Origin of the sequence: Aeromonas sp. QDB25 (assembly GCF_027707725.1) — a bacterium.
Taxonomy (GTDB): Bacteria; Pseudomonadota; Gammaproteobacteria; order Enterobacterales; family Aeromonadaceae; genus Aeromonas; species Aeromonas caviae.
The window spans coordinates 67,357-81,828 of the sequence record NZ_JAPCIZ010000013.1 but is presented as its reverse complement, the minus strand read 5'-3'; the positions used below and the strand labels follow the sequence as shown (position 1 = coordinate 81,828).

Annotated in this window: 15 protein-coding genes and 1 pseudogene; 8 read left to right on the top strand and 8 right to left on the bottom strand. The window is 63.1% G+C overall.

From position 1 onward, the window contains the following. Nucleotides 1–96: 96 nt before the first annotated feature. From PG883_RS06985 to PG883_RS06965, 5 genes and pseudogenes are all read left to right on the top strand, one after another. Nucleotides 97–357, top strand: a pseudogene (locus tag PG883_RS06985) (diguanylate cyclase domain-containing protein); the annotation flags it as partial. A 30-nt stretch (nt 358–387) separates the two neighbouring features. Continuing rightward, nucleotides 388–651: a YihD family protein gene (locus PG883_RS06980; protein WP_010676098.1), complete on the top strand. Its 264-nt coding sequence runs from the start codon at nt 388–390 to the stop codon at nt 649–651. Between the two features lie 197 nt (nt 652–848). Continuing rightward, on the top strand, nt 849–2,297 hold the full coding sequence (gene ccoG / locus PG883_RS06975) for a cytochrome c oxidase accessory protein CcoG (RefSeq protein WP_010676097.1): 1,449 nt from the start codon (nt 849–851) through the stop codon (nt 2,295–2,297). A gap of 73 nt (nt 2,298–2,370) precedes the next feature. Then, nucleotides 2,371–3,360 (top strand): serine/threonine protein kinase, encoded by a 990-nt coding sequence (locus tag PG883_RS06970; protein ID WP_039039688.1) that lies wholly within the window; start codon nt 2,371–2,373, stop codon nt 3,358–3,360. Nucleotides 3,361–3,569: 209 nt separating this feature from the next. Further along, nucleotides 3,570–4,178, top strand: a complete 609-nt coding sequence (locus tag PG883_RS06965) for a thiol:disulfide interchange protein DsbA/DsbL (RefSeq protein WP_043153379.1) — start codon at nt 3,570–3,572, stop codon at nt 4,176–4,178. A gap of 80 nt (nt 4,179–4,258) precedes the next feature. Here PG883_RS06965 and phnE read toward each other — a convergent pair whose 3' ends face one another. The 5 genes from phnE to PG883_RS06940 form a co-directional block, all read right to left on the bottom strand. Then, nucleotides 4,259–5,806 (bottom strand): phosphonate ABC transporter, permease protein PhnE, encoded by a 1,548-nt coding sequence (phnE, locus tag PG883_RS06960; protein WP_109112443.1) that lies wholly within the window; start codon nt 5,804–5,806, stop codon nt 4,259–4,261. After that, complete coding sequence (locus tag PG883_RS06955; protein WP_043153387.1) at nt 5,794–6,555, bottom strand: phosphonate ABC transporter ATP-binding protein; 762 nt, start codon at nt 6,553–6,555, stop codon at nt 5,794–5,796. Before PG883_RS06955 ends, phnE begins: the two co-directional genes overlap by 13 nt. Next, nucleotides 6,552–7,397 (bottom strand): putative selenate ABC transporter substrate-binding protein, encoded by an 846-nt coding sequence (locus PG883_RS06950; RefSeq protein ID WP_043153390.1) that lies wholly within the window; start codon nt 7,395–7,397, stop codon nt 6,552–6,554. Before PG883_RS06950 ends, PG883_RS06955 begins: the two co-directional genes overlap by 4 nt. A gap of 124 nt (nt 7,398–7,521) precedes the next feature. Then, complete coding sequence (gene pncB, locus PG883_RS06945; RefSeq protein WP_104452104.1) at nt 7,522–8,700, bottom strand: nicotinate phosphoribosyltransferase; 1,179 nt, start codon at nt 8,698–8,700, stop codon at nt 7,522–7,524. Between the two features lies 1 nt (nt 8,701). After that, nucleotides 8,702–9,337 carry a nicotinamidase gene (locus PG883_RS06940; protein WP_043153394.1) on the bottom strand — a complete coding sequence of 212 codons (636 nt, stop codon included), beginning with the start codon at nt 9,335–9,337 and terminating at the stop codon, nt 8,702–8,704. A 74-nt stretch (nt 9,338–9,411) separates the two neighbouring features. Between PG883_RS06940 and PG883_RS06935 the strand changes: the two genes are divergently transcribed. From PG883_RS06935 to PG883_RS06925, 3 genes are read left to right on the top strand one after another with little or no spacing between them, the layout of a single operon-like run. Beyond that, entirely contained in the window at nt 9,412–10,062 is a 651-nt protein-coding gene (locus PG883_RS06935) for an NUDIX hydrolase (RefSeq protein ID WP_104454977.1), read from the top strand. A 16-nt stretch (nt 10,063–10,078) separates the two neighbouring features. Further along, the gene (locus PG883_RS06930) at nt 10,079–10,384 is read left to right on the top strand and encodes a hypothetical protein (RefSeq protein WP_143236902.1); all 306 of its coding nucleotides are present in this window, start codon (nt 10,079–10,081) and stop codon (nt 10,382–10,384) included. Continuing rightward, nucleotides 10,381–10,854, top strand: coding sequence for a DUF523 domain-containing protein (locus PG883_RS06925; RefSeq protein ID WP_143236903.1), 474 nt, complete (start codon nt 10,381–10,383; stop codon nt 10,852–10,854). The genes PG883_RS06930 and PG883_RS06925 overlap by 4 nt, the downstream gene beginning before the upstream one ends. Here PG883_RS06925 and PG883_RS06920 read toward each other — a convergent pair. From PG883_RS06920 to PG883_RS06910, 3 genes are all read right to left on the bottom strand, one after another. Beyond that, the gene (locus tag PG883_RS06920) at nt 10,800–11,756 is read right to left on the bottom strand and encodes an acyltransferase (RefSeq protein WP_045522722.1); all 957 of its coding nucleotides are present in this window, start codon (nt 11,754–11,756) and stop codon (nt 10,800–10,802) included. The two genes, PG883_RS06925 and PG883_RS06920, sit on opposite strands and share 55 nt — an antisense overlap. Nucleotides 11,757–11,763: 7 nt before the next feature. Then, nucleotides 11,764–12,663 carry an acyltransferase gene (locus tag PG883_RS06915; protein WP_270807056.1) on the bottom strand — a complete coding sequence of 300 codons (900 nt, stop codon included), beginning with the start codon at nt 12,661–12,663 and terminating at the stop codon, nt 11,764–11,766. Between the two features lie 132 nt (nt 12,664–12,795). Beyond that, nucleotides 12,796–14,313: a YifB family Mg chelatase-like AAA ATPase gene (locus tag PG883_RS06910; protein ID WP_270807055.1), complete on the bottom strand. Its 1,518-nt coding sequence runs from the start codon at nt 14,311–14,313 to the stop codon at nt 12,796–12,798. Between the last annotated feature and the right edge of the window lie 159 nt (nt 14,314–14,472).

Here is a 14,472-nt window from a genome sequence, read left to right as displayed (position 1 = left end):
CAACCTTAGACCGCGCAAATGTTTGGATTTCAGGCAACCGCAGATCGTGTTTGATGAACTACGACAGGTTGCTTGATTTGGCGGGTGTTGCACTTCGGAGTTGAATTCGCGACCACCTTGCAGGGGGCCATGCAGATCGCCGAGCAGGTGCGTACCTCGTTGCGAGCCCTCGGCATTCCCCACCACAAATCCCGGGTCTCGGGGCGGGTCAGTTGCAGCTTCGGGGTGGCGACCCTGGTGCCGGATCAGCATCACTCCATTGCCGAGCTTATCCAGAAAGCGGATGCGGCGCTCTATCAGGCCAAGCATAATGGCCGGGATCGTATCGAAGTAGCCTTGATGGGTAAGGTTGCCTGAGTTTCACAAGACAGATTAAAGAGGTCGTCTATGCAATGTCATCGTATCGAAGAGCTGCTGGAACTGCTGCAGCCTGCCTGGATCAAGGAGCAGGATCTCAGCCTGGTGCAGTTTGTTGCCAAACTGGCCGAGGAAGCGGGATTTGACGGTCCGCTGTCCGCACTGACCGACGACATGCTGATCTACCACCTCAAGATGCGGGAATCCGACAAGCAGGCGATGATCCCGGGGCTGGCCAAGGATCACGTGCCCGACTTCAAGGAAGCCCTGCTCAAGGCCCGCGGCATCAAGTAATCCGGGCGTCACATCGCCATCAGAGAAAGGTTTCAAGAGAATCTGTGAAAAGGCGCATAGTCAACTGGCTATGGGCCTTTTTTGTTGCCTGAAATTGCGACGGGACTCGAACTATAGATACATTTAACCCACACAATTAGCAGGTTGTTTAAGATATAATCGCTTTCATAACAATATGAGTGGAGCGATGTGTTGCAATGGCCGACAAGGACAAGATCGACATCAAGGATGTGACCGGTGACGTCACCGGGACCTTCAATCCCAACACCTTCAAGGCGGGAGATGACAGGTTCAACCCCGGCAACCGCATCTATGTCCGCTCCCAGACCGGCTACTGGCAGCGGGTGCGCAAGGCCATGGGCTGGTTCTTCGTCGCGCTCTTTGTCCTCCTGCCCTGGCTGCGTTATGACGGCCGTCAGGCGGTGCTGTTCGATCTGGAGCACCAGCAGTTCCATATCTTCGGTGCCACCATCTGGCCGCAGGATCTCACCCTGCTGGCCTGGGTCTTCATGATCGCGGCCTTCGCCCTCTTCTTTGTGACCACCTTCCTGGGCCGGGTCTGGTGCGGCTACCTCTGTCCCCAGACGGTGTGGACCTTCCTGTTCATCTGGTTCGAGGAGAAGCTGGAAGGGGCCGCCAACAAGCGTCGCAAGCTGGATGCGGCGCCCTGGAGCGGCGAGAAGCTGGCCCGTAAGGGCGCCAAGCACCTGGCCTGGATCCTGCTGTCGCTGGGCACGGGGCTGACCTTCGTCGCCTACTTCCAGGATGTCTTCCACCTGGTACCCGATTTCTTCACCCTGCAGGCGGGAGGCTGGGTCATCTTCTGGGTGCTGTTCTTTGCCGCCTGCACCTATGGCAACGCCGGCTGGATGCGCGCCATCATGTGTATCCACATGTGCCCCTATGCCCGCTTCCAGTCCGCCATGTTCGACAAGGACACCTACATCGTCGGCTATGACAGCCAGCGTGGCGAGACCCGCGGCGCCCGTGGTCGCAAGGCCGATCCCAAGGCTCTGGGGCTGGGGGACTGCATCGACTGCGACCTCTGCGTGCAGGTTTGCCCGACCGGTATCGACATCCGTGACGGTCTGCAGTACGAGTGCATCAACTGCGGCGCCTGTGTCGACGCCTGCGACCAGACCATGGAGCGGATGGGGTATCCGAAAGGGCTCATCAGTTACACCACCGAGCACAAGCTGGCCCACAGTGAAACCCAGGTGGCGCGGCCCAAGCTGATTGGCTATGGCCTGGTGATGGTCGTCATGCTGGGGGTCTTCGTCTATAACGCCATGTCCATCATGCCCATGGGGCTCGACATCCTGCGGGATCGCAACCAGCTGTTCCGGGAAAACAGCGAGGGGCTCATCGAGAACACCTATACCCTGAAGATCCTCAACAAGACCCTGAACTCCCAGACCTACCGGCTGGACGTGGAAGGGCTGCCGGAGTACCAGTGGTTCGGACCCCGCGAGGTGACCCTGAAGGCGGGCGAGATCTATACCCTGCCGGTGAGCCTGGCGGTGGATCCCTTCAACCTGAAGCGCCCCACTCTGGACGTACAGTTCGTGCTCAAGCGGGAAGGCGCGGCGCCGGATGACAGCAAGGGGACCTTGCGCCAACCGAGCAAGTTTATCAGCAGGTTGTGACGGCAAGGCGCACCGCCTGCACGGCAACGGCAGACAGTGGTGATAGAATGGGGCGCAACAGCGCCCCTTTTCTATGGTGGATGACATGCGTTTCAACTATTCCGACCTCAATCCCGATCTCATCATGGATGCCATCGATCTCAGCGGCTTGCGCATCGACTCCGGCCTTATCGAGCTCAACAGTTACGAGAACCGCGTCTATCAGTTCCAGGATGAGGATCGCCGTCGCTACGTGGTGAAGTTCTACCGCCCCGGTCGCTGGAGCCGGGCCCAGATCCTGGAAGAGCACGCGTTTGCTGCGCGCCTCTGTGAAGCTGAGATCCCGGTCGCCGCTCCCATTGCCTTTGCCGGCGAGACCCTGCTGGAGCATCAGGGCTACCCGTTTGCCATCTGGCAGAGCGTCGGGGGGCGTCAGTTCGAGGTGGACAACCTGGACCAGCTGGAGTGGGTGGGGCGTTACCTCGGTCGCATCCACAGCGTCGGTGCCAGCCATGCCTTTCATCACCGGGTTCCGCTGGATGTGGAGAGCATGCTGCACGAGCCGCGTCAGTTGCTGGCGGCAGGCGAGTGGTTGCCGAGCGGGCTGGCCAAGTCCTTCTTCGGGGTGCTGGACGAGCTGATCCGGCACGTATGCGACGCCATGACCCTGGATGTGGCGCGCATCTCCCTGCATGGGGACTGCCACCCGGGCAACATCCTGTGGCGTGACGGCCCCCTGTTTGTCGACCTCGACGATTGCCGCACCGGCCCTGCCATCCAGGATCTCTGGATGATGCTGAACGGGGAGCGTCATGAGCAGCAGATCCAGCTCGATACCCTGCTGGCGGGGTATGAGGAGTTCATGGAGTTCGACCCGCGGGAGCTGGCGCTCATCGAGCCGCTGCGCGCCATGCGCATCGTCCACTACATGGCCTGGCTGGCAAGACGCTGGGAAGATCCCGCCTTCCCCCGCCACTTCTCCTGGTTCAACACCGAACACTACTGGCGCCAGCAGATTGCGACCCTGCATGATCAGCTCGAGGCATTGAAGGCCCCGCCGCTCAGCCTGATGCCGCAGTGGTAGGGGCGCGAACCCGGCAGATCGCCACGCCACGGGGCGTTCGTTGGTGGTGTCGCCCGTACCATTGCCACAGCGGCAAGGTGCCCGTGGGAGGCGGGATGGCGGTCCCGCCTGTCTGCCTTTGCCATTGACGGCACGAGGGTGAGGCAATAGGCTTGGACTGCTTCGGTTCGCCGGGCGTGCCTCACAGTGATCCCTTAACAGGAAACGTCATGAAAAAAGTACTATTTTTCCTCGCTGCCATGCTGATGATCCCCATGGTTCACGCCGCCCCGCAATTCAAGGAAGGTGTCAACTATGACGTGGTCAGCCAGACCGGCAGCGCCCAGCCGGAAGTGATGGAGTTCTTCTCCTATTTCTGCCCGCACTGCGCCAAGTTCGAGCCGATTGCCGAGGATCTGAAGAAGAGCCTGCCGGAAGGCGTGCCGATGAAGAAGAACCCGGTGGCCTTCCTGGGCCGTGAAATGGGCCCCGAGATGCAGCGTGCCTACGCCGTCGCCAATCTGCTGAACGTGGAAGGCAAGCTGACCCCGGCCATCTTCGACAAGATCCACACCCAGCGCCAGATCCCCCAGAGCCGCGCCGACGTGAAGCAGGTTTTCGTGGACAATGGCGTGCCGGCTGAGGAGTTCGACGGTGCTGTCGACAGCTTCGCCGTCTCCGGCATGGTCTCCCAGTTCGACCGCAACACCGAGAGCTACAACGTGCGCGGCGTGCCGGCCTTCCTGGTGAACGGCAAGTACATGGTGAAAATCGAATCCATCACCTCCCAGGAACAGTTCAACCAGCTGGTGCAATTCCTGCTGGCGAAGAAAGACTGATCCAGACTGACCTCGTGAAAAAAAGCCCGCCGGTGCAAACCGGCGGGCTTTTTGTTTATCAGGGCCATGCAAGGCGGGCCTCAGATCTGGCAATCCCGCTGGCTGGGGGCCGGGCGAGGCAAACGGGTGCGGCGGCTGAGGGCCTCCGCCAGCCAGACCAGCAGCAGTATGGCCAGCAGCAGGGTGGCGGTCTGGTCGTAGCGGAACAGGCTGAGCGAGACATAGAGCTGCTGTCCCAGGCCGCCGGCGCCAACCACGCCGAGTATGGTGGCGGCCCTCAGGTTCATCTCGCCGCGATAGAGGCTGTAGGCCAGCCACTGGCGCGCCACCAGGGGGAACACCCCGTACCAGAAGCAGGCCGTAGGGCCGGCCCCGCTCAGCTGCAAGGCGAGGCGAGGGGCGGGATCCGCGTTCTCCAGGGTCTCCACGAACAACCGCGCCAGCACCCCGGTGGTGTGCAGGGTCAGCGCCAGTATGCCCGCCACCGGCCCCAGTCCGACCGCGATCACCAGCAGGCTGGCGAAGATGAGTTCGGGCACGGAGCGCAGCAGGTTGAACAGCAGCCGCAGCGGCCAGCAGTGGCGCGCGAGGCAGGCCAGCGGCAGGGCCAGCAGGGCGCTGAAGAGGGTGCTTAGCAGCGCCATCTGCACCGTATCGAGCAGGCCCATAGCCACTGTCTTGAGGAAGGGCCATGACCAGTCCGGTCGCAAAAACTCTCCCAGGAAGGTGCCCAGGCCCCCCAGTGAGAAGCTCAGCATGCGCCAGTCGAGCTGATACAGCGCGAGGACAGCGGCCAGCCCCAGGCAGATCAGCAACAGCAGGCCGGGGGAGCGGCTGTGGCGCAGCCAGGCGCTGAGGCCATCCGCGAGCGTCACCAGCAGGATGAAGGCCAGCAGCAGGGTCACCACCTCGCCACCGGCAAACATGCGCAGGGAGAGTTCGAGCTGCTGACCGAGCCCGCCGGCGCCGACGAAGCCCATGATGACGGAGGCGCGCAGGGCGCACTCCCAGCGGTAGACGGTGTAGGAGAGCAGTTCCTGACGCACCGCAGGCAGCACGCCGTACCAGAGCGCCTGCAGCCGGCCGCTACCGCCCAGCAGCAGGGCGCGGGCCGGTTGCAGGGCACCGCTCTCCATGATCTCGTTGTAGACCTTGGCCAGCATGCCGCCGTAGCTGACGGCGATGGCCAGGATGGCGGCGAGCGGCCCGAGCCCCGACAGACGCACGAACAGCAGCGCCCAGATGAGCTCGGGCAGGCTGCGCAGCACGATGGCGACGAGGCGCGAGAGGGCCCGCAAGGCGCCGCGCAGCGGGCTGGGCACCGGCCCCAGTTCGGCCAGCGACAGGGCGCGGGAGCCGAGCAGGGCGAACGGCACGCCGAGCAGCAGGGCGCCCGCCAGTCCCAATGTCGCCACCGCCAGACTCTCCAGGGTCGCGGTCAGGGTCAGGACGAGGAAGTCCCGATCCATGCGGGGCGGCCAGCTGGTGGCGAGGAAGTTGCCCATCTGCCGCCAGCTCTGGCCGTCGAACAGGCCGAGCCAGCCGTCGGCCTGTTGCCACAGGCTGTAGCCGATGAGCAGCAGCAACCAGGGCAGGGGATGGCGCCAGCGGCTAGTCAAATTGAACACGCCGCCGCCTCGTCATCACCGGCGTAGAGCTCGGCCAGCATGGCCGGGGTGACGGCCGCCGCCGGACAGTCGAACAGCACTCGCCCCTCCCGCAGGCCGATGATGCGGGGGAAACGGCCGAGCGCCAGCTCGACCGCATGCAGGTTGGCGATGAGTGTGCTGCCCCGGGCGCGGGCCTGTGCCAGCAGGGCATCCAGGCTGCCTTGGGCGAGCACGGGATCGAGGGCGGAGACGGGCTCGTCCGCCAGGATCAGATCCGGCTGCTGATAGAGCACCCGTGCGATGCCGACCCGCTGCAACTGGCCACCGGAGAGCTCGCCGCAGCGCTGTTGCCACTTGTCGGCGAGGCCGAGGCGCGCCAGCTCGGCTAGCGCGCCTTCGGGGTCGCAGGGGCGCAGCAGGGAGAGTAAGGAACGGCCGAGGGACCACTGACCGAGCCGGCCGGCCAGCACGGCGGTCACCACCTGCTGGGAGGCGGGCAGCGGCGGTTGCTGCCAGACCATGCCGATCCGGCTGCGCAGCCGCTGGCGGTCCCGGGTGGAGAGGGTCCAGGGATCCTGGTCCCAGAGGGTGAGCCTGCCTTCGCCGCGCAGCTCGGTGCCGAGCAGCCGCAGCAGGCTGGTCTTGCCCGCGCCGCTCGGCCCTATGATGGCCACGCACTCGCCTGCCGTTATCTGCAGGTTGAACGGCTGCAGGATGCGGCTCTGGCCGAGCCGCAATCCTTCCCCGTCCAGCGCGACGGCGATCACTTCAGCAGGCCGGCCTGGGTGGCGGCGGCTTCGATGCCCAGGTAATTCTCGGGCTTGGTCTCGATGAAGCGGGTAGCGCGTTGCAGCTTGAGGATCTCGGCCTGGGCGGGCACCGCCGGATCCAGGCTGAGGAAGGCTTGCTTGATCTTCTCTTGCAGGGCCGGATCCATATCACCGCGTACTGTCCAGTTGTAGTCAAAGTAGGTCGGGGTGGTCCAGATCACCTTGACCTTGGTGGTGTCGACCTTGCCCTCTTCCACCAGTTTCTCCCACACGGAGGCGTTGAGCGCACCGGCCGGCACCTTGCCGGAGGCGACCCAGGCGACGGTGGCGTCGTGGGCGCCGGAGAAGGCGACGTGGGCGAAGTCACGTTCCGGGTTGATGCCCTGCTCGGCCAGGAAGTGGCGTGGCATCAGGTGACCGGAGGTGGAGGAGGGGGAGCCGAACGCGAAGTCCTTGCCCTTGGTGTCGGCCAGGGTCTTGATGCCGCTGTCGGCATTGGCGATGAACTTGGAGGTGAACTGGGCATCTTCCTGACGCTGCACCAGGGGTACCACCTTGTCGGCACGGCGGTGTGCCTGCACATAGGTGAAGCCCCCGAGCCAGGCCATGTCCAGCTTGCCGGCGGCCAGCGCCTCGACCACGGCGGCGTAGTCGTTGACCGGCACGAACACCACCTCGCGGCCTGTTTTCTCGGCCAGGTAGTCACCCAGGGGGGCAAACTTGCGCTGCAGCTCGGTGGGGGCTTCGTCCGGGATGGCGGAGACCCGCAGCGGTTCGGCGGCGACGGCGCTCAGGCTGGCGAGCAGGGTGGTGAGGGCGAATATCCATCTGGAGGTCATGAGTGGTTCCTTGTGGTCTGGCGTTCGAACAAGCGAAAGGTCCGACGGGGGCCGGACCTTTCAGGTGAGTCATGGTAGGGGGCCATCGGCGCAGTGCGCAAGATGGGACACTCAAAAAGGCGTCTTATACCCCGACGTGGAAGGCCTGCTTGAGGTTGCGGATGAAGTCCGCGTCCCGGCACAGGGTCTTGCCCGGGCTGTCGGAGATCTTGGCGACCGGGCCGCCGTTGCACTCCATCAGCTTGAAGACGATGTTCATCGGGGTGACGCCTGGCAGATCGCAGGTGAGCTTGGTGCCGATGCCGAAGCTGGTGTTGATGCGACCACTGAAGTGGCGGAACAGCCGGACTGCCTTGTCGAGGTCGAGGCCGTCGGAGAAGACCAGCGTCTTGGTGGCGGGATCGATACCGAGGCGCTGGTAGTGGCTGATGGCCTTCTCGCCCCAGACCACGGGGTCACCGGAGTCGTGGCGCAACCCCTGATATCGGCTCGCCAGCTCGAAGTCGAAGTCGCGCAGGAAGGCATCCATGGTGATGCAGTCGGTCAGGGCGATGCCGAGGTGGTTGGTGAACTCGTCCAGCCAGCTGGTGAGGGCCGCGCGCTGGCTGAGTTCCAGCGGGAAGCCGAGTTGCTGGTGAGCCTGGAACCACTCGTGGGCCTGGGTGCCCACCGCCGGCAGCCGGTATTTCTGGGCCAGCTGGTAGTTGCTGGTGCCGCGAAACGCCGGCAGCCGATCCTGGAGGCGGCCCACCACGGCATCCTGCACCGCATGGGAGAAGCGGCGGCGGGTGCCGAAGTCGATGAGGTTGAACTCGGTCATCTCCTCCCGGCTCAGCTCCCGTTCCAGCTTGTCGATCTTCTGGTCGAGCCGCTCCAGTGCCTGGCTGACGCCGAACTGGGGGTAGCGGAAGCGGTTGCGCATCTCGCTGATGATGGCGAGCACCGGGATCTCCCACAGGATGACGTCCTGCCAGGGCCCTTCGACCCGCACATTGATGCGGCCATCCTGCTCGAACACCTTGAGCAGGGAGGCATCCAGCGGCTTGCGGCGCAGGTGATCCAGATAATCCGGGGTGAAGAAGGGGCGCTCGGCCAGAAAATCGAGCTCGGGTCGGGTCAGCCGCAGGGAGCCGGCGAGGCGCAGCTGCTCCTCGATCTCGCCCATCATGGGCAGCAGATCCTCTTCGTTGCGGCTGTGGAATTCGGCCACCACCTCGGCATCCGGGTAGCGATGGAACACAGCCTGCTGCATGTGCAGCTTGTAGGCATCGGTGTCGAGCAGGCTGTTGAGGATCGGGGGCATATCAGGCGTCCAGCAGGCGTTGTACATCGGCCAGGGTCTGGGCCAGCTCGGCGCCGGCCTCGATCATCTGGGCACGGGCCTGGGCGATCGTCTCGGGGGCGATGCCGCGGCAGGCATCGAGGTGGACGATGACCCGGAAGCCGGCGCGGAGCAGTTGCAGCACGCTGGTCTTGACGCAGTAGTCGGTGGCGAGGCCGCCGACCAGCACGGTCGCGACGCCGCGGGCCTGCAGGAACTCGATGAGCCCGGTGCTGCGACGCTCGGCGAGGTCGTGGTAGCAGGCGCCATAGGGGTGCAGATCCGGCTCGACCCCCTTCCAGACGAAGAAGTCGTAGTCGATGGGGGCGGGCAGGCCGTCGAGCAGCTCGAAGCCAGGGGTGCCCGGCACGCAATGGGCCGGCCAGGTGAGGTCGGCGTTGGGCAGATCCAGCGGTTGCAGCATGGCGGCCGGCTCGCTCACGACCCAGGCAGCGTTCGCGGGGTGGGCGTCCTTGCTGCCGACTCGCAGGGTGGCGAGGGCGGCCTGGGCGTTGAGCGCCGCCACAATATCATCCCCGCCTGCGACGGGCAGCTCGTTCGGACAGAGCGGAGTAAACCCCTTCTGCGCATCAATATCCAGGCTGGCGATGGTTCCCATGGGTGACTCCTGCACATAATATTCTTGTGATATTATCTACCAAACATTATTAGAAGGCGAGCAGGTCGACCAGGATGCCGAGAATGAGTCTGGATATGGTGGTGCTGCGGTTGCGCGAGGAGCGGCTCGAACTGCTCCTCGAAACCCGGGATCGCCCCCCCTTTGCCCACTGCTGGCAGCTGCCGGCCCTGCGCATCGACGAGACCCGGGATCGGGATCTGGATGCCGCCCGCCACCGCCTGCTGGCGCAGTGGGGGCTGGCGCAGTGCTACAGCGAGCAGGTCTGCACCCTCGGCAACCTGGAGCGGGATCCCCGGGGTTGGTCCACCACCCTCGTCTACCTGTGCCTGGCGGAGCCCGAGGCCGGCGCCGTGCGCGGCTGCTGGCACCCTCTGGATGACCTGCCCAACCTGCAACTCGCCTTCGACCATCCCCAGCTCATCGCCATGGGGCTGGAGCGGCTGCGCATCAAGAGCCGTTACAGCACCTTGCCGCTGCACCTGCTGGGGTCGGAGTTCACCCTCTCCGAGGTGCAGCGCGCCTTCGAGATCATCCTGCAGACCCCCATGAACACGGCGGCGTTTCGCAAGCGGATCCACCGGGCCGACATCCTGACGGACACCGGCCGCAAGCGTACCGGCAAGCAGCGGCCCGCCATTCTCTACCGGCTGGAGAGCCCCTGCTGCGTGATGTTCGATCAGGTGATGAACGGGGCTGAGGCATGAAGAGAGCGCTATTGCTATGAATTACAAAGTGAAGCTTTCATTAATTGTGCGGGATGTAGATAAGACCTGTTTTTGCAGTGGTTCCAAAGAGCTTAACTTGCCTTTCGCACCATTTTCAGGGCTTCGTTTGCATGAAGGAATGCAAGTTTACACTCTTGCTGCTGTCGGATGGGCAGACCATGAACAGTGCTTTTATGGCTCTATAGAAATTAGTGAAGAGCTACTGCCCGATGGCGATCTAATAGATATGGATTTCATTGTTGAAACAGCAAAAAGTACCGGGTGGGTTGGCTTTAATAAAATTCATAAGGCACAGGTGTGAAGGAAAAAATCTTAGTCAGCTCCTGTCTACTGGGCCAGCCGGTGCGCTACGACGGCCGCAGCAAGGGCATCATCAGCGACTGGCTGGCCGAGTTGGGCGCCGAGGGGCGGGTGCTGGCCTTCTGTCCCGAGGTGGCGGGGGGGCTGCCGACCCCGCGACCACCCGCCGAGCGGCAGGGTGAGTCTGTAGTCACCGAAAGCGGGCTGGATGTGACGACCGAGTTCGATCGCGGCGCCGCCCTGGCGCTGGCGCTCTGCCAGCAGCAGGGCATTCGCTTCGCCCTGCTGAAAGAGGGGAGCCCCTCCTGCGGCAGCGGCCGTATCTACAACGGCCGCTTCGAAGGGGTCTCGGTGGCGGGCGAGGGCAAGACCACCGCCCTGCTGCGCCGCCATGGCATCGCGGTGTTCAGCGAGGATCAGCTGCCCGAGCTGGCCTCGGCGCTCGCCTTGGCTGCCTGCGGATCGGTCTGAGCCGCCGCATCGGCCGCCTGCCACTGCGCCAGCACGTCGTCTTTTTCCTTCCAGCGTGCGTTCAGCCACTCCTGGAAACCGCGTTTGAACTGCTTGTCGTTGAAGTAGTCCCCCACCAGTTGCTCGTCCACCGGCAGCTCCTCGATCCGCACCCGGATGCGCTTCATCTTCCCCATCAGGAAATCCTTGAAGGGGGTGTCGGGGTTGTCCGGGTAGCTGATGGTGACGTTGATCAGGCTGTCGAACTGATCGCCCATGGCTGCCAGGGTGAAGGCGAGTCCTGCCGCCTTGGGGGGCATGAGATGGCGATAGCGGGAGCGGGCGGCCTCGCGCTTCTGATCGGTGAAGCGGGTCCCCTCCACGAAGTTGATGACGGTGGTGGGTATGTGGCGAAACTTCTCGCAGGCGTTGCGGGTGGTCTCGATATCCTTGCCCCGCAGATGCGGATTTCTTAACAGAAACTCTCTCGAATAGCGGCGCATAAAGGGCATGTCCAGCCCCCAGCAGGCGAGCCCCAGCAGCGGGATGTAAATGAGCTCGTGCTTCATGAAGAACTTGGGCACCGGCAGCCGATTGCGAAACAGGTGGCCGAGCACCACGATATCGGTCCAGCTCATGTGGTTGCTGATAATGAGATACCAGCCATCCTTGCGCAGCCGGGTATTGTCCTCAATCTGCCAGTCGATGCGGGTAGTGAGGCGGATCACCAGGGCGTTGCAACCGAGCCACAGGCCCATGAAGCGATTGTTGAGCCGGCTGCAGGCGCGACCAAAGGCCGGCACGGGCAGCAGCAGTTTGGCCAGAGAAACCAGCAGGATCAGGCTGGCACACAGGGCGGTAAACAGTATGGTCAGGCCGGCGCTGATGAACAGCACCAGGGGGCCCGGGAGCAGGTTTGGCATGAGTGTCTTACTGCGTCTTGTCCGCCAGCAGCTTATCCAGGGTCTGGTCCTTCTCGTGCCAGATCCCGTTCAACCACTGTTGAAACTCTTGTTGGAACTCGGGGTCATTGAAGTAATCCCCCACCAGATTGCGTTCGATCGGCAGAAAGCGGACCCGAACCTTGATCTCCTTGACCCGACCACACATGAAGTCCCAGTAGCTGGGGACGCCGCCGGGATAGGCGATGGTCACATCCACCAGCTTGTGCAGTTGATCCCCCATGGCCGCCAGGGTGAAGGCGATGCCCCCTGCTCTCGGGTGCAGCAGATGACGATAGGGTGCCCCTTGCCTGTCGTGCTTGCCGACGGTGAAGCGGGTCCCTTCCACGAAGTTCATCACACTCACCGGCATATGGCGGAAACGGACACACGCCTTGCGCGTGGTTTCTATGTCTTTTCCCCTCAGATGTGGGTGCTTTTCCAGAAATTTTCGGGAATAACGCCGCATGAATGGGAAATCCAGCGCCCACCAGGCCAGACCGAGAAAAGGTACCCAAATCAGTTCTTTCTTGAGGAAAAACTTCAGGAAGGGGATTTTTTGATTAAAAATCCGCTGCAATACCAGTATGTCGACCCAGGATTGGTGGTTGGCAATCACCATATACCACTCATTCCGGCGCCCTTTGTCCACTCCGACCACATCGAAAGGGGTGTTGATGATGGTTTTCTGGATCAGATTGTTAAAACCTATCCAGTGGGTGGCGCAGCCGTCCAGGAGGGTGTTGCAGAGACGTCGCCCCCCCTTGAAGGGCAGCAGCAGCTTGATGAGGCCAAGCAGCAGGACGGGGACAAACCAGAACAGGGTGTTGATGAAATAGAGCAGGGTCGAGAGGCTGCCGCGCAGTCGCTCTATCAGCTTGTTGGGCATGGTGGAATCCGTCTTCGTATCGGTGGATGGCAACCAAGTGGTCAGATCTGTTGCCATAATATCAGCCGGCCCACGACTAGACCATGGTGGCGCCCTTTCCGAGTCGGGTGGTGGCCGCTGTCGTTCCCCCGCTCACTGGCCCCCGCGCAGCCGTGACAACAGCCTGTCCATGGCACGATAGCCCAGGGCTTCGATCAGATGCGCTCTCTCGATGGTGGCGTGCCCCGCCAGATCGGCGATGGTGCGCGATACCCGCAGGATGCGGTGCCAGGCCCGGATGCTGAGCCCCAGCTTCTGGATGGCACCTTCCAGAAACTCGGCATCCTGTGGCGATAATCTGCAAACATCTTCGATTTCACGACTATCCAGCAGGTTATTGAGTTTTCCGCTGCGACTCAGCATGCGCTCTCGCGCCCCCAGCACCCGTTCGCGTATCTGCTGGCTCGATTCCCCCCGCTCCGCCTTGCCGGTCAGGCTCCCCCTGGGCAAGAGCGGGACCTCTACCGTCAGATCGAACCGATCGAGAAAGGGGCCGGAGAGCTTGCCCAGATAGCGCAGGATCTGATCCGGGCTGGAGCGGGTCTGGCCGTCGCCATAATGGCCGCAGGGGCTGGGATTCATGGCACCCACCAGCTGGAAGCGGGCGGGAAAATCCACCTGGCGGGCGGCACGACTGATGGTAATGTGCCCGGTTTCCAGCGGCTCGCGAAGGGAGTCGAGCACCTTGCGATCGAACTCCGGCAGTTCATCCAGAAATAGGACCCCGTTGTGGGCGAGGGAAATTTCGCCAGGCCTGGGATGGGTACCCCCGCCCACCAGCGCCACTGCCGAGGCGCTGTGATGGGGCGTGCGATACGGCCTGTGGTGCCAGTGGCCGGCGCGGGGGGTGAGGCCGCCGATGGAGTGGATGGCGGCGGTCTGCTGCGCCTCCTGTTCGCTCAGCGGTGGCAGAATGCCGGGCAGACGGCTGGCCAACATGCTCTTGCCGGTGCCGGGGGGGCCGATGAACAGCAGGTTGTGGCTGCCAGCTGCGGCGATCTCCAGCGCCCGCTTCGCCTGGGACTGACCGATCACATCCTGCAGATCCGGCACGTCGGGCAGGGTCTCCGCGCTCTGGGGTTCCGGCAGCGGCAGTTCGTACTGGTCCGCCAGCCAGGCGGTGACCGCCAGCAGCTGGTGGGCGGTGCGCACCTCGGCATCCTGTATGAGGGAAGCCTCCGGACCGTTCTCCCGTGGGACCAGCAGGGTGCGCCCTGCGTCGCGGCAGGCGAGCACCGAGGGGAGCACCCCAAGTACGGGGCGGATCTCGCCCGTCAGGGCCAATTCCCCTAAAAATTCGTGATCGAGCAGGTATTTTGCGGGTATCTGCTTGGATGCGGCGAGAATGCCGATAGCGATGGCCAGGTCGAAGCGGCCCCCCTCTTTGGGCAGATCCGCAGGGGCCAGGTTGACCGTGATGTGCTTGGCTGGAAATTCGAAATTGCCGTTGAGCAGGGTGCTGCGCACCCGATCCCGCGACTCTTTCACCGAGGTTTCCGGCAACCCCACCATGTTGAAGGCGGGCAGGCCGTTGGAGAGGTGCACCTCCACCGTGACTTGCGGCGCCGCTATCCCCAGGCTGGCACGGCTATAAACAACAGCTAATGACATAAATACCGTCCTTGGTTTGATGTATATGCTGGTTAACCGTTTTTTATTAGTTTTTTGTTCCAGTCGTCAGGTTTCAGAGCAGTCAAAATCAGAGTCTTGTCAGGTAAAAAATGCTTGCCCAATAAAAATCACCGTGCTAGTTCTAATAGCCATTCGCGG